Genomic DNA, 23,406 nt, shown 5'->3' with positions numbered 1-23,406 from the left:
TTGTTAAAAATTGAATTTAACTTTGTAAAAAAATTTTAATATAAAACTAATATCATTAGTCTACAGCGGATAATTCTAAATTATAAAATACTTTAAATTTTACATATGAATAATTTATTAAAATATGCTGTAACTGGATCCATTGGTTTGGGATCTCTTGCATTAGTAATTTCAGCTCCTTGGACGGCAAGAAACCTTAGGCCTTTAAAAAATGAGCGAATGCAAGAAAGCGAATTGTTTTCGATTTACACCGATAAAGAAACAGGTGACATGTATGGATATATTGATGGACCACGAGGAGAAACCAGGTTTGTCAAGATGGATAAAAACTCCGAAAACAAAGTTAGACAGGAAAAAATAAATGAGGAAAGAGCATTAGCTAGAGCAGAAGCTAAGGGAGTAGCACCTGTTGTTAGTGTTAATAAAAATGATGTCAGATCAGGAGAGATATTTAGTGTTGATGATCAATGGAAAGACTTCGAAATAAATACTCGCATCAAGTATAGAGCTCTTGAAGGACAAATGCTTTACAGACTTGCTATTAAAGCCCCAGTTACCACAAATAATAAGGGTACACTTAACTGTAAATTTTCTACCGATAGACAAAAAGAATTAGAGAATTTGGTTAAAAATCGTGATAATTCTGTGAGATTAAGATTTAAAGATGCAGATGATTTCTGGATCAAGGATTATTTAATACCACTTGGTGGAGATGTGGCTGAAAACTTTGTGACAACTGCTATCGATGGTTATTACAGGGATGATTGTGATAATAAGAATCAATTAGTCTTTCATGGAATATTAAATGGTTTATCTTTTCCTGGTTTTAGTTGGGTAGAAGATGGAAAACTTTTATTTAAAGGAGTAAAAATAAGCGATCCTGATAAAGCTAAGTAAAAGAAAATTTATCTTTAAATTTTTGAATTAGAGTGTGAAAATAAAAATTTTTTATAAACTATCATCTTGTCCAATTGCATTGATGTGAATATTTTTTATAAATTTTTCCATGACCTTTTGCCACTATCATTTCTTGAATATTTAATCCGTTTTTAAATAATTCACCAACTGTTCTTCCATATCTATCCTTAGTAATTCTTCTAACCGAAATTTGTTTGTTAGCTACTAAGTTATTTAAGAATTCTTTGGCTTCTTTGGCTTCAACAGGCTTAGCTTTAGGCCCTTTTAATTCAGGTGTATCTATACAAGCTAATCGAATCTTTTCTCCTTTGATTGTTGTGCAAGTGTCACCGTCATAGCAATCTTTGATGATGACTTCTGTTATTAGGGACGCGTAAGCTTGATTTAAAGAAAATGTTGAGAGTATTACAAAGATAATTCTTGCCATTATTTTTAAATAATTTATAACATTAATATCATCAATACTCCCATTAATCTAATAATCATAAATGACACCAATATTCAAATGTTTAATATGTAGGAAGGATATAGAGAGGTCTACAAAAACTTTCTGGAAAAAAAAAGGTCATTTATTATGCTCCTCCTGTTTAGATAGCATGGATAAGAAATTAGATTAGCTAATTTATAAATTTTTTAAATTTTATGTTTAATTTTTTCTTAAAACAAAAAAACCCTGAATAAATCAGGGTTTAAACTGAGGTATTCAAATTGAATAGCTCTCAGTAAAGTTCAAACTAAAATGGAAATAAATTGTTTAGGCTCCTATAAAAATGGATGGTACCTAATCAATTATTTATATTTCAGAATTGAGCCAAAATCAATTGGGAATTAAATCTAGAACCAACCTGGGATGATTTGTCCTGTTGTAACGTATGCGCCAACCGCTGCAACGAAACCTAACATTGCTGCCCAACCATTAAAACGTTCTGCTTCTGGAGTCATGATAATTGAATAAATTTATGTAAATGATTGTAACAGTATTCATGAAGCTTTGTAAAGTATTTTTTTGAAATTTCTAAAAATAATAAAATTTAATTCCGAAATGCATTTCAGATACACAAAGATGTTTCATATTTGTGTAAGTCACTTATTTTCTTCTGGTTTGTTACGAGGATTGAAGCTTAATTAATTTTTTTGTGAGAGCAGGGGTTTATATTACTTAAATGTAATTGGTGTAGAGAGCTCTCCTCACACATTGAAAACGTAATATATTGTTCTAGCATTGAGATAATTAGAGATGATTCTCTAAAACCCATTTTGGAACAGTTTGCTTTGTCAATTCGAGTTCAAGTCCTTCTATTGATAATCTTTGTTAGCCTTTTTAAGATTATGCAGAGAATTAATTTCATAGAATGACTATCTTTAGGATTCTTAAACTAATAGTCAATAACTTAAATTTTATGGAAGAAATTTTCTTATTCTTAAGAAGTTTGTAATTATTTTTTGATATCTCAATAATGAACTCAATTTAATGAATGTGGGTCGCCTGAGATTCGAACTCAGGACCAGCCGGTTAAAAGCCGGATGCTCTACCACTGAGCTAGCGACCCATTTTGTTAAATTGAGTACATATGAAATTATCCCTTTTTAAGGTAAAAAAAACAACTTATTATCCTAACTTGAACAATAGAAATACATTTCTTAACTTATTTACTAAAAAATTAAGAATCCTCTCTTTAATTGAAATTAAAAGGTAGGATATTTAACAAATAACGGAATTTTTCAAATGTTAAGAGCTATTGTAGTTTTTGCACCAATAATTGCTGCAGTTGTATGGGTTGTTTTCAATATTCAAAAACCTGCAAGAGAACAATGGAATAGACAATTCGGAGAGAAATAAATATTAATTGATTGATAAAGAAGTAATTGTAATAGGAGCAGGTCTTGCAGGTACTGAAGCTGCTTGGCAGATAGCAAATACTGGAGTACCAGTTAAATTAGTTGAAATGAGACCTGCCAAATCGACTCCAGCTCATCATACTGGTGAATTTGGGGAATTGGTTTGTAGTAATAGTTTTGGAGCAATAAGTCCTGATAGAGCTGCTGGTTTATTGCAAAAAGAATTAAGAATTTTCAATTCATTAATAGTTCAAACAGCAGATAAATTTTCTGTCCCAGCTGGAGGTGCTTTGGCTGTTGATAGATCAAAATTTAGTAATGCTTTGACTGAGGTTTTATCTAATCATCCTTTAGTTGAAATTAAGAGATTTGAACAATTGGAGCTTCCCGGCAAAGAAAATATAACTATCCTCGCTACTGGTCCATTAACTTCAGATGAGTTGTTCCATAAAATTCAACTCTTTACAGGTATTGATGCATGTCATTTTTTTGATGCTGCTAGCCCAATTATTTATGGTGATACTATTGATCAAGATATTGTCTTTAAAGCTAGTAGATACGATAAAGGAGATCCGGCATATTTGAATTGCCCTATGGATAAAAATGATTACATCAATTTCAGGAACGAACTAGTAGAAGGAGAACAAGCTAATTTAAAAGACTTTGAAAGAGAATCTGCTAATTTCTTTGAAGCTTGTTTGCCAATTGAAGAAATTGCTAGAAGAGGAGTTGATACAATGAGATACGGCCCTTTGAAATCTATCGGGTTGTGGAATCCAAAATGGGGAGATTTATTAGATAGGGAAAATAGATTAAAAAAAAGACCTCATGCAATTGTCCAATTAAGAAAAGAAGATTTAGAAGGGAAATTATTAAATATGGTAGGTTTTCAAACTAATCTCAAATGGTCAGAACAAAAAAGAATATTTAGGATGATTCCTGGTTTAGAAAAAGCTGAGTTTGTACGTTTTGGAGTAATGCATAGAAATACTTTTTTAGAGTCTCCAAAATTACTTTTACCGACATTGCAATTTATTAAAAGAGAAAATCTTTTCGCGGCTGGTCAAATAACGGGGACGGAAGGTTATGCCGCTGCTGCCGCTGGGGGCTTGCTTGCAGGAATAAATGCATCTTTATTGGTTAAGGGTGAGAAACCTGTAAGTTTCCCTAGTGAATCAATGATTGGTTCTCTAATGAATTTCATCAGTAATAGAAATCAAATATTGTCTAAACAGAAAAAAAATAAATTCCAGCCAATGCCTGCTTCATTTGGGTTAGTTCCAGAACTAACTAATAGAATAAAAGATAAAAGATTAAGGTATAAAGCTTATCAAGAAAAATCTATAGAAGCCTTGAATGGGTTTAAAGAAATTTTAGATTCTTGTTTTAAAAAGGATCACTTAGTTACCAAAATTAACTAAAATAAAATATTAAAAGATTCAAAAATGAAATTTAATAAGGAAAATTTTGATGCAATTATTATTGGCTCAGGTATCGGAGGGCTCGTAACTGCATCACAATTAGCTGTTAAGGGAGCTCAAGTTTTGGTTCTTGAGAAATATATTATTCCTGGAGGAAGTGGGGGCTCTTTCAAGAGAAAAGGTTATACCTTTGATGTTGGTGCTTCAATGATTTTTGGATTTGGAGAAAAAGGCTATACTAATTTATTAACTCGTGCACTCAAAGATGTAAATGAAAAATGTGAAACTATTCCTGATCCAGTGCAACTCGAATATCACCTCCCGAATAACTTTAGTATTTCTGTAGATAAAAATTATGAGCAATTTATAAGCAAATTATCAGCTATTTTCCCCAAAGAAAAAGTAGGAATCAAGAAATTCTATGATACTTGTGCAAGAGTTTTTAAATGTTTAGATTCAATGCCTCTTTTATCAATAGAGGATCCAAGTTATCTTCTTAAAGTTTTCTTTAAATCCCCATTATCTTGTTTAGGGTTAGCTAGATGGTTGCCTGTAAATGCGGGTGATGTCGCAAGAAAGTTTATAAAAGATCCTGAACTTTTGAAATTTATAGATATCGAATGTTTTTGTTGGTCAGTAATGCCAGCTCTCAAAACACCTATGATTAATGCAGGAATGGTTTTTACAGATAGGCATGCTGGAGGTATAAATTATCCAAAAGGAGGGGTAGGAAAGATAGCTGAAAAGTTAGTTTCTGGTATCGAAAAATTAGGAAGCAAAGTTCGCTACAAAGCTAATGTGACTGAAATACTTTTAAAGGATAAGAAAGCGGTAGGAGTTAAGCTTTCAAATGGTGAAGAAATTTACTCAAATATTATTATATCCAATTCTACAAGATGGGATACATTTGGACTTAAAGATAAAAAGAAAGGATTAATTGCATCTAAAAACGTGCCAAAAAGTGAATATAAGTGGTCAAAAACTTATAAAGCCTCTCCCTCTTTTGTGTCAATTCATCTTGGAGTAGAAAAAAGTTTATTAAGTGAAGACTTTAATTGTCACCATATTATTGTTGAGAATTGGGAAGAATTAGAAAATGAAAAGGGTGTAATTTTTGTTTCTATTCCTACTTTACTGGATTCATCTTTGGCTCCAGAAGGTAAACATATTATCCATGCATTTACTCCGTCTTCAATAAAGGGATGGGAAAATCTTTCAAGGAAAGAGTACCTAGAGAAAAAAGAAAATTATTTTTCCTTTTTAGTACAGAAGATTTCAAAAATTATTCCAAATCTAGATCAAAATATTGATCACAAAGAAATTGGTACTCCAAAGACTCATAGAAAATTTCTTGGTAGGTATGAAGGAAGTTATGGTCCAATCCCAACGAAAAAGTTACTTGGTCTTCTTCCTATGCCATTTAATACTACTGAAATTAAGAACTTGTATTGCGTTGGAGATTCATGTTTCCCAGGACAAGGACTTAATGCAGTAGCCTTTAGTGGATATGCATGCGCGCATAAAATAGGAGCAAAATTAAATATAAATAGTTTTAATCTGCCAGACTGAAAAGTTATTGTCTTATGATTGAAAAGTTTAAAACTCTTTTTGTTGTAAAAAGCTCTCTGATTTCTTTATATTTAGCTCTTACAATTCCTATCCCATATATATCAAGCGATAAATTAAAAGTAGTTTCGATAGTTTTCTTTTTTTTTGGGTTATATTTTATAAATAGTTTAACTAGTGACTGTGTAGAAACTAACGATAGTAAAATTTACTACAAAACAAGTTTTCTTTCTAATCTATTTGGTAAGAAAAATTGGGAAATCTTTTGGAAAGATATTAAGTTAATAAAATCGCTGCCAACAAGCCAAGGCAGTAAAGTTTATTATTTTACATTAAATAATGAAGAAAATTATTTAGTACCACAAAGAATAGAAAATCTAGAAAAACTTTTATCTTTAATTAGCAAAAATACAAATCTTGATATAGATGTTAATCAGATAACTTATATCTCTCCTCTTTGGACTTATAAATTATTAACAGTATTATCAGTACTAATGATTATTGGAGAAATCATCTTATTTTTGGTTTAGATATTATCAAGACTAAATCTATAACCTTGCTGCCTAACTGTTGTTATCCCCCCACCTTCTCCTAGGCCTGCCTGTTCAAGTTTTCTTCGTAAAGTTAATACTTGAGTATCAACCGACCTTGGCCCACCGCTAAATGGAGGCCAGGCCATCCTTAAAAGCTCCTGTCTGCTTCTGACCATCCCTGGAGGCATTAGTAAGGCACAAAGCAATGCGAACTCCCTAGGGCTTAATTCAACCGGTTTCTCACTTAATGTAACTTGTCTTAGGAGAAGATGGACTTCTAAAGGTCCCACTTCAACTTTTTCTTGTAGTCCTATTCTGCCTCTTTTCAAAAGAGTTCTGCATCTTGCGGCTAATTCTTCTAGACCAAAGGGTTTTCTGAGTACATCATCAGCTCCTTCATCTAATAAATTTACTAATGCTTCAACACCTGATCTTGCAGTTAAAACGATCACTGAGCATCCCAACTGTTGGGCCAACCTCATTGCAGTGTTCTGCTCAAGAATTTCAGCGCTGACCAAAAGGTCAGGTGATTGTTCTCTGCATAGGTCAACTGCTTCCGCAGCGGATCCAACTGCAGCAGCAAAGTGACCATCTTGCCGAAGCCTTTGTACTAGGACTGTTCTAAGTGTGGGGTGAGGTTCAACAACAAGAACTCTGGAGGGTGCTTGAGAGCTCGAAGGCAATTGTGAACTGCCAGGAGTTGAAGCTAAGATTTGCTCAGTTGATTGCATTCTTAATTACTGTTGGGCCAGGCAATTTTTTATCATCCTTAATAAGGTATAACAAATGCTAAAAAAAAATCAGAATCTATCGAATTATGACATCATTTGAAAATCCTAGAGCAATTCGTCATTTTCAATCAATTTGCGATAGTTGCCAAGACTTGATTAGTCGTTTTCATACACCTACGGACCTTAAATTATATTGTGATGGTTATCTCCAAGCCCTGAGGAATTGCAGTAGTTTAGAGCCGAGAGATCAAGAGAAATTGGAGAAATTAATAGAAAGATGGATTTTAGATCCATCAAGTTTTATTGAACCAGGTGGTGATGAAAATAAAGGTTTTTTTGATAAAAAAAGATTTTAAAATATTAATTTTTATTAACTAATATCAGTATTTATACTTATAAATTGTTTTAGGATGCCAATTCAATTTCAATTTTTTCCTTTAGGGTTCCAGAGTTGTACATTTCGATAAGAATGTCTGATCCTCCTAGGAATTCACCTTTTAGATAAACTTGAGGGATAGTCGGCCAATCTGAATATTCTTTAATACCTTCTCGTATATCAAAATCGCTAAGAACATCAAAAGTGCTAAATTCAACACCTAGAGAGTTGAGAATTTGAACGACATTGTTCGAGAATCCACATTGCGGCATTAATTTAGTACCTTTCATGAAAACCATAATTGGATTTGATTCTATTAGATTTTGGATTTTATCTTTAGTATGATTTTCCATAATTTAACTTGGGGTTTCTGTTTTTAGAGCTAGTGCATGAATAGCCTCTGAGGCTAATTCTTCTTTAAGGGCAGAATAAACTAGCTGATGTTGTTTAACTAATGATAATCCATTGAACTTAGATGAAATTACCGTAACTTGCAAATGATCGTTTCCCTTAAGATTATCAACTTTTACTTGAGAATCTGGTAATTTGTTAGTTATTAAGCTGATGACTTTTGATTTAGTAATCATGATAATTATTTAGAAACCTTTATATGTTGTATCAACGAAACCAAGTTGTAATAAATTCTCATATGCTTCTTTCCCTTCAGGACTATTTGGAGTCATTAATCTAATAATCTCAACAAGTAAAGGTACAGCCACCTCAGGTTGTTTTTTGCTTTTGTAGAGAGAAACTAATCTGGCATTTGATTGTGCCCAAATTTTTATAGATTTCCTTCCTTTTTTTTCCATTTCAAGAGGTATTCTTGCATCCAAACCTTTGAATGAGCCGTTCAGGTCTCTGTAGAATCCAGCAAGTTGCTTTGCTAAATTCCTAGCTTTATCGTAAGTTTGCTTTGCCTGTTCAAAATTACCATTTTCTACAAGGTTGTCTCCCTTCATTAAGTATTCTTGGACATCGGAGATTGATAATTTTTTGTTTGTACTAGAAAGTACCTTATATTCATTTGGGTTTTTACTTTCTGCATAAGAAAGGTTCATATAGGGTGGTATCCCAAGAAAAATAAATATTATTGGGATCATTCTTAAGAATTTCATCTTCTCATAATTTATTAAATCTAATATTAACTGATTATGGATTTATCGACCTACATTTTTTAAAGCAATTTTTTCAGCGTTGTGCATTCTTTTGTTCAAAATTTCATTAAATTTTTTAATTGATAAATTTTGACTTTTATTTACTAATAAAGGTTCTCCAAAGCATAAAGAAACTTTACCTCTAATTCTTGGAGGAACTTGGCTATAAGCAATTCCTATTGGAATTATAAATATTGAGGTTGTTTTTTTTGAGGCCAATAGGGCCAATCTATATAAACCCTCTTTAAGAATTAATTTTTTGCCATATTTGTTTATTTTGCCTTCAGGGAAAACTACTAGCTGATTTTTTTTAACTATTAGATTTACAGCATATCTTAATATTGAAAGAGAAGGAGACAACTGATTTATTGAAAAACAACCAAGTCTTTTTAAAAACCAACCTTGGATTCCTTTCATTTCGGGTTTTGTAACCATAAATCTACAATCTTTACTAGTTATCCTTCTGCCCATTGCCTTAGTAAGGACCAATCCATCCCATCTTGATCTATGGGTTGGGGCTAAAATAATTGAAGAATTTTTTGGTATTGAAAAATTTCTATTTTTTATTTTTATTTCACTAAAAAAAACCTTTATTACAATGTCTTGTGTAAGAACCATTGCTAATAAACCTAAGAAAGGATTAATACCATAATCATTATCAATAGATTTTTTCTTCAATTTCAATTTACTATATATTAATAATTTATAGGTTTGTAATTTTTTATTAGCTATTATTGGGCGGTTACTAGATTGTCTAGAAGCTAAGATTTTAAATTATGGCTACTTTAGGAGTAAACATTGACCATATCGCTAATGTAAGGCAGGCTAGGAAAACTGTAGAGCCTGACCCTGTTCAATTTGCTTTTTTGGCTGAATTAGGAGGCGCAGATTCAATAACAGTTCATTTAAGAGAGGATAGAAGGCACATACAAGATCGAGATGTATTTCTTTTGAAAGAAACCATAAAAACAAAACTCAATTTAGAGATGGCTGCTACAGAAGAAATGTTAGTAATTGCCCAAAAACTTCATCCGGATTATGTAACACTTGTACCAGAGAAAAGACAGGAGGTGACTACTGAAGGCGGGTTGGATGTAAAAAGTAATTTTAAATATCTTAAGAATTTTGTTGAAAATTTAAAAAATTCAAATATTGAAGTAAGTGCATTTATTGAACCCCTTAGTGAGCAGATAAACTTTTCTAAGGAAATAGGGTTTAAGTTTATAGAATTACATACTGGTAAATATGCCGAACTATCCGGTCGTGATCAATATATAGAGCTTCAGAGGATTATAGAGTCTACACATGAAGCAAATGACCTTGGATTAGTGGTTAATGCTGGACATGGACTTAACTACAATAATGTTAAAAAAATTGCATCAATTAACAATATGAACGAGTTAAACATAGGTCATAGTATTGTTGCAAGGGCTTTAGCGGTAGGATTAGAAAAGTCTGTTCGTGAAATGAAGTCACTTATTACATTAAATTAATTTCAAAATGACAACATATTATTTTGTGGCCGCAAGTGAAAAGTTTTTAACAGTTGAAGAACCACTTGAAGAAATTTTGAAAGAGAGGGTGAGGAATTATAAAGAAAACAATAAAGAAATAGATTTTTGGCTTTTAAAAAATCCCTCTTTTTTACAAACTACTCAATTTGTTGATCTAAAATCAAAGATCCCCTCCCCTCCAGCGGTTGTCTTGTCAACGGATAAAAAATTTATAACTTTCTTAAAGCTTCGCTTAGAGTTTGTTGCTGTGGGAGAATTCGAACTTCCTAATGCAGAAATAACTGATCCATTTAAAGTTGAATAATTAACCAAAACTTAAATTGCTCAATATTTACAAGTCAAACAAAATTGAAGTAATTAGTGAGCTTTTAGCAGAAGAACTAAAAATATCTCCTCCTTTTATAACTGAGAAACTAGAAATAGCTGTACCCAATTATTTTTTTGGTAAGTGGTTACGTGAACAAATAACTATAAAAAATCAAATAAGTGCTCTATATGAATTAAAGACAATATCAAGTTATACAGAGTCATTATTAACAAATTTTTTCCCTGAGATTGATATGGGCTTATGGAATTTCGAGTCAATTAAATGGGGGATTATAGATTCCTTAGAAGAATTAAATAGCTTTAAAGAATCATTGCCACTTAGCAATTGGATAAAAAAATATTTGAAAAATAAAAAGACAATTGATGGAGATATTTATAATCTGACAACAAAGATAACGAAGAACTTTATTGATTATCTTATATTTAGACCTGAAATGATTGCTGAATGGAATAGATATGAAATTAATTCACTAAATCTTTTTAAAAATTTAAATTCGAATCAATTTTGGCAACCTATCTTATATAAATTATTAGAGAAAAAGATATCTGAAAAACCTTCATGTTTATACATGATGGATTTAATTAATAATTTAAAAAAATTTAAAAAATTACAAATTAAGATACCAAATCAAATTTATATTATTTCGGATAATAATTTATCAAAACTGCATATTAATTTTTATTCTGAACTTTCAAAATTTACTAAGGTGAATTTATATCTTTTATCTGTAGGAGATGATTTATGGAATAGAATAAATTGTCTTGAGGGCGAGTTGGATTTTGGTAGTTTTGAGACTAAATTCAATTTAAATAATACAAATATTGAAAAAATATTTGCTAAATTTGGAGCTAATTTCCAGAAATTAATTGAGGAAAATATTTATACCGATGATATAAATTTAAAAAATAATTCAATATATATTGATCCAACAATTAATTTTTATAATAAGACAGATATCCCCTTGCTTAATCAAATACAAAAAAGACTAATTGATAATAATAATAATGATTTTATAGTAAAGGAAAATGATGATTCAATAATACTTGTTGAGAATTCTAATCAACTAAGTCAAATAGAATATTTAAGAAATAAAATCATAGAAATACTAAATTCTTCTGAGGATATTAAATATAGTGATATTGCTGTTTTATCTCCCATTACTAGTCAAATTAAACCTTATCTAAGATATATCTTTAATAATGAGTTAATTAATGGTGAAAAGGTACCTTATTTTTTTATAGATGAGGATAATGAAGATTTTTCGCATATATATAAATTTTTAATTGATATTACTGAGATAGCAGATTCGAAAATTACAGTTGAAAAAATAGATTATCTTCTTTCTAAAGAATTTACTCAGAATATTTTTAATTTTAATATAACTGAGAAGGATGAAATTATTTTGTTACTTAGTCAAGTAGGTTTTCATTGGGGTTTAGATGCTAATGAAAGATTAGGAGAAGAAGAAAATACTCTAGATTGGTGCATAAATAGAATTACTTTAGGACTTATTTATGATAAAGAAGACAACTTAAGGACTTTCAATCTAAAACCATTTAGCCCAAAAAATATAAGTTTGGATTTGAATAAATGGCTTAAAATATTACTTAAGTTGAAAAAATATATTAATTTGCTAAGGGGTTCATTTAATTTCTTAAGTTGGGTTGAAAAGATAAAGTTTATAATTAAAAATATTGCTGATTTTAATGCGAATTTTAATTTAGAAATTAGTGAAATAAATAGAATACTTGATAATCAAGCAATACCCTTAATACCTGATGACCTAATAAAGTTAAATGTTTTCAGAGAGATATTAATTTCTTATATTAATAATGTTAGATATCAAAATCAATCACGTAACAATAAAATTCTGGTAAGTGATATTGAGAGGGCCAGGCACATTCCACATAAGGTTATCTTTCTATTAGACATGAATAGTGTTTATTATCCAAAATTATCAAAGAATGAAAATATTAATTTATTGAATAATAAATACCATTTAGGAGATCCCTCAGTTTTTGAAAGAGAGAAATATTTTTTTCTAGAGTTGTTAATTTCTTGTAGAGATAAAATTATAGTAACTTGGGTAAAGAATGATAAAGACAATAAAAATTTAGATGTTTCTTCTCCTATAAAAGAGTTAATTTATTTTTTTGATGGTTTTTTAAGCAAAGGCCAAAGAGAATTAATAATCAAAAATTATGATTTAAATAAAAAAGAGTTTGTTGATCTTGATAGTAGTAAAATTATTAAAAGTAATTATTCTTTAATAAACAATATAGATTGGAAAGAAGAAAAATATGATATTAAAAATTATAAATTATCAGAATTAATTTATTGGTTCAAAACACCACAAAAATATTGGCTTAATAAAATAAATATTTCTCCCAAGGGAATATTTGTGCATCATCCAGATGATGAGCATGTAAGTAATTTTCAAAAGTCGCGGTTAATAACTAAAGTAATTCAGCAATTAGAGATTGATAACCATAATATTATTGATGATTTAAAAAATTTGAATATTAATGATCAATTTATTGAAAATGGAATTATTACTCCCAAAAATAGTATTCTTACAAAAGAAAAAGAAATTAAAGATTTAATAGGAAGTCTATCTGAACAGTTGAGTCTTGATAACAAAATTAATAGAATTTACGTTAAATTAAATTCAAATAAAGAAGAATATTTTATTGCTGATAACACAGTTATTGAATTAATTCATGCGAAACTAAGTTTAAGTCATTTGACAGAAGCTTGGATAAAATTACTCTTTATTTCTTCTTTAAAGAAAAATATAAAAAAGAGTAAAATTATTTTTAGAACAGAAAATCAATATAAATCTCAAATTCTTGAATCCCCTGGAGCAATAGACTCAAAATTAATATTAGATGAATATTTAAATCTTTTTAAGAATTATTCGGAAAAATGTTTGCCTCTACCTCCAGAAAGCACTTATAAATACGTAGAAGCAAAAATAAAATTAAGAAATGAGAAAAAAGCTTTTTCAGATAGATGGATTGGTAATAAAACGTTTTCTAAAGGAGAAAGAGATAATATCGAAATGAAAATGTGTTTTGGAGATAAAAAAGAACCAGATTTCTTTTTTGGAAATACTAATTTTGATAAATTATCATTCAGATTATATGGGCCTCTAATTGAAGCATTAAAGAAATAAATAATGACTAAATTTCAGTTGAAAGTTTTTTTTAAATCTTCCTATGAACTAATACTTGTTTGTTTTCAGTTTTTTATTATTAGTCTCCATTTTTTTCAATGGGAATTACTTCCAAAAAAACAAATAATGCAAGTTAGTCCTATATTTTATTTAATTGGGATTTTAATTATCATAATCGCTTTCATAATAATATTATTCGCAATTAAAGACTTAGGTAGAAATTTATCCCCTTTCCCAAGACCTATAAATAATGGCAAGCTGGTTACTAAAGGTATTTATCGATTTACGCGTCATCCTATTTATTATTCTTTAATATTTATTTCATTAGGCGTTTTTATAATAAATCTATCTATTTATTATTTATGTTTATTAATAAGTTTGTGTTTTATAATTACACTCAAGATTTTCTTAGAAGAACAATATTTAAACAATAAATTTAAAAATTATTTACTTTATAAAAAAGAGGTCAAATATTAATTCAAAAAGGATATGGATATTAATCAAATCAAATTAGATAATAAGTTTAAATTATTAGAAGCAAGTGCAGGAACTGGCAAAAGTTTTACTTTGGCGCACATAGTTTTAAGAAATGTTTTAGAGAAAAAAATTAAACCAGAGGAGTTACTCTTATTAAGTTTTACAAAAAACACTTGTTCTGAATTACGAGACAAAATACTTTCAAGATTTAAGAATTTAAAATTATTTTTGCAAAATCATAATGGAACTGAAATAGATAATACTCTTAATGATTGGTATTTAAAATTTAAGGAGAAGGAAAATTCTAAGGAAAAAATTATATATGAAATTGATAATTTTATTAATGAAATTTATAAATTAAAAGTAATTACATTCCATTCTTTTTGCAATAATATTATGGATGAATATAGTATAGAGATTGGTTTAAATCAAGATCCATGCATTGAGAATAATATAGATAATTTTTATAAAGATGTAATAGATAATTTGTGGATCGAAGATTTTCTAAATCTTCATCCAAAACTAATTTCAGCGGTCAGCAAAAAAAAAATAAGTTCTAGATTTGGAATTAGACTCAATAAATCATTTTTTGTAGAAATTTTAAAAAATATAGATCATGAAAATATTTGCAATATTCAAATAATTAATAAATATAAGAATATTGATATAAATAGTTATTTAAAAGAGTTTTTGTATTTTAATTGGAATGAGTTTTGTTTGGAATGGAATAAGAAAGGAAATGAATTATTTTTGGAACTTATTGAGTTGGGAAATTTAATTAAGGACTGTGGAGGTAAAAGTCAAATATACGCAGCAAAACCAAGAAATGATAAGTTTAATCAAATCATTTATTGGATTGATGATATTAATAAAAGGCTTAATTCAAATAATGTGATTGATCTTCTATATGATATTTCTAATGATAATGATCTTTTATTTAAATATTTTTATAAAGAAAATATATCTAAAGAAATTAAAAAACATAATCTAAAATTAGATTTTAGTAAATTTAATCTACTACAAGATAAAATTTATAAAATAAAAGAAGGGTTATATACCGAATTTGTAAGAATATTTACCCAAAAAGCTTATTTGAAATTAATTGAATTAAAGAAAAGTTCTTCAATTTTTAATTTCAATGATCTTATAAAAACTGTTGAAAATACATATCTAGATTCAGATGTATGTAATAAAAGTACTCTATTGCAAATTCAAAATCGATTTAAATGTGTCTTAGTAGATGAGTTCCAAGATACAGATAAAATTCAGTGGAATTTAATAAAAAAGTTTTTTAATACAAAAAATCATTTTTTACTTTGTGTAGGTGATCCAAAACAAGCTATCTACAAATTTAGGGGAGGAGATATTGAAACTTACTTAGATGCAAGGTCTAATGCAATCGAAGTATTTAGTCTCACAGATAACTATAGATCCTCTAAAAGATTACTAGATGTTATTAATAAACTTTATAAGAATGGACTTAAAGAATCAAAACTAAACTATAGGAAATTAACCTCCAGAATTAATCAAAATGTTAATTCTGAATTTGAATTTAAGGATGTATTTGAAATTGTAGATTTTTCAAAAAAAGAGATTGTTTTAGAGGATCTTGTAACTAGTTATATAGTTAATTTTATTTTAAATAATAAAGAAATTGATATTAATAAGATTGCGATTCTTACATTAAATAATTCGCAATGCTTAGATCTGAAAAATAAATTAATTCAGTTTAATATTCCATCCAAAATTCAAAATAAACAAAATATTTTTGATACAGAAGCAAGTAATCTATTATTAATCTTCATTGACTGTTTATTGAATCCTAGGCTTTATAAAAATATAACTTTGTTGGCTGCTTCAAAATTTATAGAAATTGATTTAGAAGAATTAGTTGATGATGGAATTACTAATAAGTTAGAAATTTTGATTAATAAATGTATTAATTGGTCGGAGGGAATTAAAGAAAAAGGATTTCTAAATATTGTTAATGAACTTCTTATAAATTATAAGTCATCCTCGATTATTCGAGATTCAGATTTAAAATCAAATTTATTTCAACTTTCAGAAATTATTGAAAAAGAATTAATCAATAATGATTTTAATCTTAATAAAGTTTTTAACTGGTACAAAAATCAGTTAGATCATTCTTTAAGAATTTGTACTGGGGAAGAATTTTTAAAGAAAGATTATAGCCTTCAAAATGGAATTAATCTTACTACTATCCATAGTAGTAAGGGTCTTGAATTTGACGTAGTTTTATGTCCCTATCTCTCATTTATTTCTAATAAATCCAATAAAATCAAAGGACCTATTTGGAGATCAAATTTTGATAGAAATATATATATTAATATTTCTAATAATTACGGTAAGGTTGAAAAATTTAAATTAACAGAACAATCAGATTTATTTAAAGAGAGTGAGAGGTTAATTTATGTAGCCCTTACAAGGAGCAAATATAAGCTTATAGTTTTTAATGATTTAGAAGATATAAATAATATCTTAAATAATGATTTACTTTCGAATTTGGAAGATATTAATATTTATAAATCTAATTTTGAAGAAAGGATAGAGAAAGAGAAAATTAAAGAAATTTTTGATAAGTTCCAAATTAAGGGATTGAATAATAATCCTTGGAAAATAGAAAAAGTTAATAAGAAAATATCTAAAAAATTTACCTCTGATCAATTGATTTCTTATTCAAGTTATTCTTCATGGATACGTAAAGATAAAAAAACTGATGCAACCATTAATCAATATAAGGACTATGAAGATAATATCTCAATTATCAATATAAACCAAGATTCTAATTTCAATAAATCAAATAATTATCCTGATTATTTTTCTTATCCAAATCCCTTAAGTGAATTTCCGAAAGGAACTATTGCTGGGACTTGTTTGCATAAAATAATAGAAAAATTTGAATTTAGAAACGATAATAATCAAGGATTAATAGAATTAATTATTGAGGAATTGAACTTTCATCAAATAGATACTTCTTTAGCTTTTAAAGTAAAAGATGCGATTTTAAGAATTATAAATATATCTTTAGGAAGTAAATTACAAAACAAGAAACTAGTTGATATTCCAAATGAGCAACTACTTAAAGAGGTTAAATATGATTTGACTTTGTCTTACGAAGGTAGAAATTTAAATGCTCATGATATATCAAAATGCTTTCTTTTAGATCAGGAATATGAATTTGGTGAAGAATATGCAAACAAAGTAAGTGATCTACAAATTATGAATAAAGGCTTTCATTCAGGATGTATTGACGCTGTTTTTCCAGTAGGTAATACATTAAAAGATAGTAAATGGTGGGTCATTGATTGGAAAAGTAATTTTATTTGTGGAAGTGATAACAGTGATTGTTTACCGAGAAACTATAACTATGAAAATATGAGAAATGAAATGATTAAACACCATTACCCCTTGCAATCTCATCTTTATTTATTAGCATTACACAGATTATTAAAGTGGAGATTTAAAAATTATCAACCACATCTACATCTAGGAGGATATATTTATTTGTTTTTAAAGGGATTGCCAGATTTTGAATTGTTTGAAAAATCAAATTCGAAAAATATATCTCCTGGAGTTTTTATTAGCAATGCACCTTTAAACAGAATTAATTATTTAGATAACCTTTTTTAGAATGAGTAACACAATTACTGATATTGAGAATTTCCAATATGATCATGTATTTAATTTAATCTTAGGTATTTTCAAATTTAATGAAAGTAAATATGGAAATTTCGTAAAAGATGTAATAAAGATCTTATTAGAGTTTGAAAAAAACGGTGAAACTATTATTGATATAGATAATAGTTTAATAATCTTTCAATTATTAGAAGATGGCTGGCCCAATAAACATTTAGAAGTACTAAATGATATAGGCTTAATAGGTGCCCTTGATTCTCCATTCGTATTAGTTGATAGAAAATTATCCCTTGCAAAATGGTCAGGAAAGATAGATAGAGTTATTAATTCCTTTTTAGAAAAAATAGATACTGATATTTTGATAAATTCGATAATTTATGAAGATGATAATAAAATTGATCAAATTAAAAATATATTTAAATATTCAAACTTAGTTTTCCTCCAAGGAGGACCAGGAACAGGTAAAACAACTTTAATAATAAATTTAATATTAGAACTACTGCTTATTGATAACTTTTTAAATATTGGTTTGTCTGCTCCAACAGGGAAAGCTACCGCTAGACTAAAAGAATCTCTTAATGATAAAAATAATATTTCCTTTAGTAAATTTCTAGATCAAATAGAATTTCAAACTTTACATAGATGGATTTTAAATTCTCAAAATAAATCTCTTAAGTTGAAATTTAAACTAAAAGAACTAGATATTTTCATAATTGATGAAATGTCAATGGTAAATATAGATTTGATTGAATCAGTTTTAAGTTTATTAGCAAAGGATTGCAAAATTATTTTAGTTGGAGATAAAAATCAATTATCCCCAGTAAATAACTATTCTATTTGGAGTTATTTGTTTGAATATTGTGATGATAGTTTAATTAAATCTTGTGTAGTAAATTTAAACAAGATTTATAGAAATATTGGAGATGTAGCATTAATTAGTAGTTTAATATTTAATAATGATGATTCTTTTCTTAACCAAAAGATTAAAGAATTAGAAAAAAATAATAACTCAAATGAAGTTAATATAACAAAAACTAGAGAAAAAAATATTCCAAAACATCTTTTAACTTCAATTAGAAGTCATCTAAATAAGTTAAATTATTCAACTTCAAATTTAAGTAAAAAAAAATATATGTTTGATGAGGGTATTGAAAATCTAATGCTTAAAGAAAAAGATCTAGTAGATAAGATATTTCTAGATTTGCAAAGTCACTTGATTTTATGTGAGAAAAATACTGGAATATGGAGTGTTGAATATTTGAATGAAGTTGTTTTTGGTCAGAAAAAGCCTTATGACCTTAAGACTCTCAACGAAGGTGTTCCGATCATGTGTACAAAAAATAATAATGAACTTGGATTAACAAACGGAGATATCGGCGTCCTTGTTGGGTTAAAAAATGAAAGAAAATATCTTTTTAGAAAATTCAATGATAAAAACGAAGAAATTTTTGAATTAATTGATCCATCTAATTTAGAAAATGTTGTGCCTGCAATAGCTATTACCATTCATAAATCTCAAGGAAGTGAATCTGAAAAAGTTAGCATTTTGTGGTCCCAAAAATATAGAAGAAATCAATATTCTGTAAAAAAACAAGAAGATAGTGAAAATATCTTTTGCAGAGATAATTTTGAAAGAAGGATGCTTTACACTGCAGTTACAAGAGCAAAGAAATTTCTAGATATATATTATTTAAATTAAATCTTATTTTTGAGAAATCAGTAAGATTTTAACCCCAAGATGCTAGATTAATAACTCGGCTCTGTAAGGCTAGTCAACAATTTAAGTAAATTTAGATATATGTTGAATGCCTGATCAGAAGATAATTGGGCATTTAAAATGGCTTTTAAAAAAGATGGCACCTCAGTTGATAATGAGCAGGAAAAATCTCAGAATGATGATGTTTCCCCACTTGAGTTAAATAACTTAGAAAACAAAAGAGAAGTTGGATCTCAATCATTGGAAGTATCAAAAAGTAATGATAAAGAGAATGGATTTCTCAATTTTGGATTTAATCAATCGATATTAAATTCGTTAAGAAATAAAGGTTACAAAAATCCAACTCCTATACAAAAAGCTGCTATTCCAGAACTGATGTTAGGCAGAGATTTATTAGGCCAAGCTCAAACTGGAACAGGTAAGACTGCAGCTTTCGCATTACCTTTAATAGAAAAACTTTCAGATAATAAAGAATTAAATGCCAAGGTTTTAGTTATGACTCCAACAAGGGAGTTGGCAACTCAAGTGGCAGAATCTTTTAAAAGTTATAGTTCTGAATCCAGAAACTTTAAGACTGTTGCTATATATGGAGGCACCGACTATCGAAATCAAATTTCTGCATTGAAAAGAAAAGTTGATGTTGTAGTTGGAACCCCTGGCAGAATAATGGATCATATAAGGCAGGGAACTTTTAAAATTAACTGCATAAGTTGTCTCGTCTTAGATGAAGCCGATGAAATGTTAAATATGGGTTTTCTTGAAGATATTGAATGGATAATAGATCAACTTCCCGAAAATAAACAGATGGTATTGTTCTCAGCAACAATGCCTAATGAGATTAGAAACATAGCAAAAAAATATCTAAATGATCCCGCCGAAATATTAATCAAAAGTGTTAAAAAAGAAACTCAATTAATTTCGCAGAAGTTTCTATATGTTCAAAGGCATCATAAGTTAGATGCTTTAAAAAGAATTTTAGAACTTAATAACGAGGGAGTAATAATTTTTGTAAGGACAAAATTACTTACTACCTCAATAGCCGAAGCTCTAGAAAATTCGGGTCATACTGTCGCAGTGCTTAATGGAGATATTCCTCAGAATCAGAGAGAGAATACTGTAGATAGATTAAAAAAAGGATTTATTGATATCCTTGTCGCAACTGATGTTGCAGCTAGAGGATTAGATGTTGAGAGGATAAAACTTGTTGTTAATTACGATTTCCCTTTTGATAAGGAAACATATACGCATAGAATTGGAAGAACAGGTAGAGCCGGCAGATCTGGAGAGGCAATTTTATTCGTTAATCAAAGAGAAAAACATTTTCTAAGAAACTTAGAAAACTCAACAAGAACTAAGATTGAAGAAATTAATATACCAAGCAATAACATAATAAATGAAAAAAGGATGGAGAAACTTATAGAAAATGTTAATGAGAGTTCTTTAGCTCAAGAAGAAAATGAAGAAAACAAAGCTTTGATTATTGATATATTAGATAATTTGAAAGAAAAATACTCTATGGATGACTCAAATATTGCAATGGCGGCGATTAATTTAGTCATAGGTAATAAAGCATTTTTTGTGGATGAAGATGATTCTTGGATTCATAAACAAAATAATACTGATCGAAATAGATTAAATAGAAGTGGAAATAATCGCAACAGAAATTCAAACAGAAGAAATAATTATCAAAATGATTCTTTTGAAACCTATAAATTTAACTTTGGTAAATTTGACGGGGTTAGAGTAGCAAATATTATATCCTCAATCTGTAATTCAACTAATATTAATGGTAGATCAATAGGTAAGATACAGATTTTTAATGATTATAGTTTAGTAGATTTACCTAGAGATCTACATAAAGAAACTAAAAATAAATTAAAAAAAATTAAGGTAAGAAGCTAAGTATAGAGGATGAAAGCGAGCAAATATAAATTCTTTCTTCTGGTGAATGTAATGATTCTATTAAACTCTTTTAATCTTCATTATTTAGCAAATGCAAAACAAAATTCGATCATAAAATTCTTTTGTCTTCAAAGTGTCAAAGAGGAGATGCTTAAAGCGGAAATACAATATATTGAAGAGATCGCAAATGAAACTTGTGAATGTTACTACAAAGAATTTACTCAAACTGCAAGTCATCAAGATGCAAAAACAAAATGTAAGTTAGAAACCAAAGAAAATTTATATCAAAATAAAAAAATTTAATTGCAGTTTTATGAGATCTAAGAAGAATCAAAATCCAATAATTAGACTTTATTTGAATCTTATTGAAGAAAGGAGATTACTATTTCTTGCGTTTTTTAGTTCCATAATTAATAAAATATTAGATTTAGCTCCCCCTGTAATAATAGGTCTTGCAGTTGATATCGTTGTAAAAGAACAGAATTCATGGATTGCTGGTTTTGGTATAAAAGAAGTTCCAGCACAATTGATTTTTCTTGCATTTGCATCAGGGATAGTTTGGTCTGGTGAATCTTCCTTTGAATATTTATATTCGGTTTTATGGAGAAATCTGGCTCAGCTATCACAACATAAATTAAGAATAAAAGCTTATGACCATATACAGGAATTAGATATGGAATTTTTTGAAAACGATAATACTGGAAGGCTATTGTCTATTTTGAATGATGATATAAATCAACTCGAGAGATTTCTAGACCAAGGGGCTAATCAGATTATTCAGTTAATTATAACTGTCTTAATAATTGGTGGCACGATGATTTTTGTTGCTCCAAAAATTGCTTTATTTGCTTTCTTTCCTATACCAATCATATTTTTAGGATCAATTAACTTTCAAAGAAAGCTAGCTCCAAAATATAAAGATGTAAGAAATAAGGCAGGAATGTTGGCTTCAAGACTTAATAATAATTTAAGTGGAATTCTGACTATAAAAAGTTTCACTAAAGAAAAATGGGAACTTCATAGATTAAATAAAGAAAGTCTTGCTTATCAAAGAAGTAATAAGGCTGCAATTAAATTATCTTCAGCTTTTATCCCACTTATAAGATTTGCAATATTATTTGCTTTTATAGCAATTCTATTAATTGGAGGCTTCCAAACCTGGAATAATACTCTTAATGTAGGTACCTATAGTTTTCTAGTGTTTATTACACAAAGATTATTGTGGCCTTTAACTACTTTAGGACATGTTTTAGATGATTTTCAGAGATCTATGGCATCAATAGATAGAGTAATTGATCTTATTGATACTCCTGTAAAAATAAAAGATGGAAAAATAAAAATTGAACCTAAGCATACTAAAGGTCAAATCATTTTTAATAATGTAAATTTTAGCTATCCTGGAAGAGATTTAACTTTAAAAAATATAAATTTCAAAATTGAAAATAACTCAACTTTAGGAATTGTTGGGTTAACAGGTTCTGGGAAAAGTACGATAATAAAACTACTTCTTAGGATTTATGATAGTAATAATGGTTTAATTACCTTGGATGGCATTCCTATTAAAGAAATTAATTTGAGAGATTTAAGAAAATGTATATCTTTAGTTAGTCAAGAAACTTATTTATTTCATGGCACTGTACAAGAAAATATTGCTTATGGCTCAATTAACCCAAGTTTTAAAGACATCATCAAGGCGTCAAAGATTGCTGAAGCTCATAAATTTATTGAACAATTACCAGAGGGTTATAAAACTATAGTGGGAGAAAGGGGGCAAAGGCTCTCGGGCGGCCAACGCCAAAGGATTGCCTTGGCGAGAGCTGTTTTAAAGGATGCTCCAATATTAATATTAGATGAAGCTACCGCCTCAGTTGACAATGAAACAGAGGCTTTAATTCAGAAATCATTATCTAAAATCACAAAAGAAAGAACCACGATTGTAATAGCTCATAGATTAAGCACGATAAAAAATGCTGACAATATTATTGTTATTGATAAAGGTAAAATAGTTGAAAGTGGAAAACATAAAAACTTATTAAATCAGAAGAAAATATATGCAGATTTGTGGAATGTTCAGGTAGGTATTTAGGATGTATTTTCT

The 23,406-nt window shown here is 28.5% G+C and carries 22 protein-coding genes and 1 tRNA gene; 15 read left to right on the top strand and 8 right to left on the bottom strand.

The features are described from left to right. Positions 1–105 precede the first annotated feature (105 nt). Positions 106–897 carry a hypothetical protein gene (locus SOI86_RS03005; RefSeq protein ID WP_320682125.1) on the top strand — a complete coding sequence of 264 codons (792 nt, stop codon included), beginning with the start codon at positions 106–108 and terminating at the stop codon, positions 895–897. A 61-nt stretch (positions 898–958) separates the two neighbouring features. Here SOI86_RS03005 and SOI86_RS03000 read toward each other — a convergent pair whose 3' ends face one another. The 3 genes from SOI86_RS03000 to SOI86_RS02990 all read right to left on the bottom strand — a co-directional run bounded on the left by SOI86_RS03000 (position 959) and on the right by SOI86_RS02990 (position 2,468). After that, complete coding sequence (locus SOI86_RS03000) at positions 959–1,345, bottom strand: thermonuclease family protein (RefSeq protein ID WP_320682124.1); 387 nt, start codon at positions 1,343–1,345, stop codon at positions 959–961. A 407-nt stretch (positions 1,346–1,752) separates the two neighbouring features. Beyond that, on the bottom strand, positions 1,753–1,860 hold the full coding sequence (locus tag SOI86_RS02995; protein ID WP_011132751.1) for a high light inducible protein: 108 nt from the start codon (positions 1,858–1,860) through the stop codon (positions 1,753–1,755). Positions 1,861–2,396: 536 nt separating this feature from the next. Further along, positions 2,397–2,468 (bottom strand) — tRNA-Lys (locus SOI86_RS02990). A gap of 176 nt (positions 2,469–2,644) precedes the next feature. On the opposite strand from SOI86_RS02990, the gene SOI86_RS02985 reads away from it, so the two are divergent. The 4 genes from SOI86_RS02985 to SOI86_RS02970 are packed head-to-tail and all read left to right on the top strand — an operon-like array spanning position 2,645 to position 6,274. Beyond that, complete coding sequence (locus SOI86_RS02985) at positions 2,645–2,758, top strand: photosystem II protein Y (protein ID WP_320682123.1); 114 nt, start codon at positions 2,645–2,647, stop codon at positions 2,756–2,758. Between the two features lie 7 nt (positions 2,759–2,765). After that, complete coding sequence (gene trmFO / locus SOI86_RS02980; protein WP_320682122.1) at positions 2,766–4,178, top strand: methylenetetrahydrofolate--tRNA-(uracil(54)-C(5))-methyltransferase (FADH(2)-oxidizing) TrmFO; 1,413 nt, start codon at positions 2,766–2,768, stop codon at positions 4,176–4,178. Positions 4,179–4,202: 24 nt separating this feature from the next. Further along, complete coding sequence (gene crtH, locus SOI86_RS02975) at positions 4,203–5,747, top strand: carotenoid isomerase (protein ID WP_320682121.1); 1,545 nt, start codon at positions 4,203–4,205, stop codon at positions 5,745–5,747. Positions 5,748–5,761: 14 nt separating this feature from the next. Then, the gene (locus tag SOI86_RS02970; RefSeq protein WP_320682120.1) at positions 5,762–6,274 is read left to right on the top strand and encodes a hypothetical protein; all 513 of its coding nucleotides are present in this window, start codon (positions 5,762–5,764) and stop codon (positions 6,272–6,274) included. Here the strand turns inward: SOI86_RS02970 and SOI86_RS02965 are convergent. Then, entirely contained in the window at positions 6,271–7,008 is a 738-nt protein-coding gene (locus tag SOI86_RS02965; protein WP_320682119.1) for a response regulator transcription factor, read from the bottom strand. The two genes, SOI86_RS02970 and SOI86_RS02965, sit on opposite strands and share 4 nt — an antisense overlap. A gap of 86 nt (positions 7,009–7,094) precedes the next feature. On the opposite strand from SOI86_RS02965, the gene SOI86_RS02960 reads away from it, so the two are divergent. Beyond that, positions 7,095–7,364 (top strand): DUF6761 family protein, encoded by a 270-nt coding sequence (locus SOI86_RS02960; protein ID WP_320682118.1) that lies wholly within the window; start codon positions 7,095–7,097, stop codon positions 7,362–7,364. A gap of 49 nt (positions 7,365–7,413) precedes the next feature. Here the strand turns inward: SOI86_RS02960 and grxD are convergent, their stop codons facing one another. Genes grxD through SOI86_RS02940 form a run of 4 tightly spaced genes read right to left on the bottom strand, consistent with a single transcriptional unit; the run spans position 7,414 to position 9,156 of the window. Then, positions 7,414–7,737: a Grx4 family monothiol glutaredoxin gene (gene grxD / locus SOI86_RS02955; RefSeq protein ID WP_032516661.1), complete on the bottom strand. Its 324-nt coding sequence runs from the start codon at positions 7,735–7,737 to the stop codon at positions 7,414–7,416. A 3-nt stretch (positions 7,738–7,740) separates the two neighbouring features. Beyond that, positions 7,741–7,971: a BolA family protein gene (locus SOI86_RS02950; RefSeq protein ID WP_320682117.1), complete on the bottom strand. Its 231-nt coding sequence runs from the start codon at positions 7,969–7,971 to the stop codon at positions 7,741–7,743. Positions 7,972–7,980: 9 nt separating this feature from the next. Further along, on the bottom strand, positions 7,981–8,499 hold the full coding sequence (locus SOI86_RS02945) for a hypothetical protein (protein WP_320682116.1): 519 nt from the start codon (positions 8,497–8,499) through the stop codon (positions 7,981–7,983). A 42-nt stretch (positions 8,500–8,541) separates the two neighbouring features. Beyond that, a complete protein-coding gene (locus SOI86_RS02940; protein ID WP_320682492.1) occupies positions 8,542–9,156 on the bottom strand; it encodes a lysophospholipid acyltransferase family protein in 615 nt (204 codons plus the stop codon). Positions 9,157–9,314: 158 nt separating this feature from the next. Here SOI86_RS02940 and SOI86_RS02935 point away from each other — a divergent pair, with 158 nt between their 5' ends. The 9 genes from SOI86_RS02935 to SOI86_RS02895 all read left to right on the top strand — a co-directional run bounded on the left by SOI86_RS02935 (position 9,315) and on the right by SOI86_RS02895 (position 23,394). Continuing rightward, positions 9,315–10,031 carry a pyridoxine 5'-phosphate synthase gene (locus SOI86_RS02935; protein WP_320682115.1) on the top strand — a complete coding sequence of 239 codons (717 nt, stop codon included), beginning with the start codon at positions 9,315–9,317 and terminating at the stop codon, positions 10,029–10,031. Between the two features lie 7 nt (positions 10,032–10,038). Next, the gene (locus SOI86_RS02930) at positions 10,039–10,356 is read left to right on the top strand and encodes an MgPME-cyclase complex family protein (protein ID WP_320682114.1); all 318 of its coding nucleotides are present in this window, start codon (positions 10,039–10,041) and stop codon (positions 10,354–10,356) included. Positions 10,357–10,372: 16 nt separating this feature from the next. Beyond that, positions 10,373–13,555 (top strand): exodeoxyribonuclease V subunit gamma, encoded by a 3,183-nt coding sequence (locus SOI86_RS02925; RefSeq protein ID WP_320682113.1) that lies wholly within the window; start codon positions 10,373–10,375, stop codon positions 13,553–13,555. A gap of 3 nt (positions 13,556–13,558) precedes the next feature. Further along, the gene (locus tag SOI86_RS02920) at positions 13,559–14,032 is read left to right on the top strand and encodes a methyltransferase family protein (protein ID WP_320682112.1); all 474 of its coding nucleotides are present in this window, start codon (positions 13,559–13,561) and stop codon (positions 14,030–14,032) included. Between the two features lie 12 nt (positions 14,033–14,044). Further along, entirely contained in the window at positions 14,045–17,683 is a 3,639-nt protein-coding gene (locus SOI86_RS02915; protein WP_320682111.1) for a UvrD-helicase domain-containing protein, read from the top strand. A 1-nt stretch (position 17,684) separates the two neighbouring features. Continuing rightward, positions 17,685–19,388, top strand: coding sequence for an ATP-dependent DNA helicase (locus tag SOI86_RS02910; protein WP_320682110.1), 1,704 nt, complete (start codon positions 17,685–17,687; stop codon positions 19,386–19,388). A 138-nt stretch (positions 19,389–19,526) separates the two neighbouring features. Further along, the gene (locus tag SOI86_RS02905) at positions 19,527–21,308 is read left to right on the top strand and encodes a DEAD/DEAH box helicase (protein WP_320682109.1); all 1,782 of its coding nucleotides are present in this window, start codon (positions 19,527–19,529) and stop codon (positions 21,306–21,308) included. A gap of 51 nt (positions 21,309–21,359) precedes the next feature. Continuing rightward, on the top strand, positions 21,360–21,611 hold the full coding sequence (locus tag SOI86_RS02900) for a hypothetical protein (protein WP_320682108.1): 252 nt from the start codon (positions 21,360–21,362) through the stop codon (positions 21,609–21,611). A gap of 10 nt (positions 21,612–21,621) precedes the next feature. Further along, positions 21,622–23,394 (top strand): ABC transporter ATP-binding protein, encoded by a 1,773-nt coding sequence (locus SOI86_RS02895; RefSeq protein WP_320682107.1) that lies wholly within the window; start codon positions 21,622–21,624, stop codon positions 23,392–23,394. The last annotated feature ends 12 nt before the right edge of the window (positions 23,395–23,406 follow it).

The sequence above is a fragment of the Prochlorococcus sp. MIT 1314 genome (assembly GCF_034093315.1).
In the GTDB taxonomy this organism is placed as follows: Bacteria; Cyanobacteriota; Cyanobacteriia; order PCC-6307; family Cyanobiaceae; genus Prochlorococcus_A; species Prochlorococcus_A marinus_Y.
The sequence above is the reverse complement of the archived record's forward strand: the minus strand, read 5'-3'. Positions and strand labels throughout refer to the sequence as shown.